Origin of the sequence: Mesorhizobium sp. M3A.F.Ca.ET.175.01.1.1, assembly GCF_004791945.1 — a bacterium.
In the GTDB taxonomy this organism is placed as follows: Bacteria; Pseudomonadota; Alphaproteobacteria; order Rhizobiales; family Rhizobiaceae; genus Mesorhizobium.
In genome coordinates this window covers 1-340 of the sequence record NZ_SRTP01000197.1, presented here as the reverse complement: position 1 = coordinate 340, position 340 = coordinate 1, and the positions used below count along the sequence as shown (strand labels likewise).

General features: G+C 64.7%; 1 protein-coding gene and 1 pseudogene. One reads left to right on the top strand and one right to left on the bottom strand.

Going from position 1 to position 340, the window contains the following annotated elements:
- Positions 1–185 (top strand): glutathione binding-like protein (locus EN818_RS31320; RefSeq protein WP_245521436.1); only part of this gene is annotated, 185 nt, incomplete at its 5' end.
- Between the two features lie 18 nt (positions 186–203).
- Here the strand turns inward: EN818_RS31320 and EN818_RS34140 are convergent.
- Positions 204–340: pseudogene (locus EN818_RS34140) on the bottom strand (RNA polymerase subunit sigma-70); the annotation flags it as partial.

Below are 340 nucleotides of genomic sequence, written 5' to 3'. Positions count from 1 at the left end.
GGCGTGACTGCCTGGCCGGCGAGACGGTCTCGCTTGCCGACATCTACCTTGTCATGCTGGTGGCCTGGCATCCCGACATCGAGAAGGCGCGCAGCGCCTGGCCGAACATCGAACGCCTGTGGGCGAGGCTGCGTCAGTATGAGCTGATACGCAAGCTGAACGCATCGCACGAGATGTTGCCTTAAAGCAGTCCTGGCATTGCTCTAATTCCTAGAGAGCTTGGCCTTCTCGTCCTGCAGGAAACGCCGCAGCGCCGGGTCGCGCTCGAGGCCGATCGCCCGGTCGTAGGACTGGGCCGCGTGCTTCGTGTTGCCGAGCCTGGCCAGGAGTCCGGCGCGCG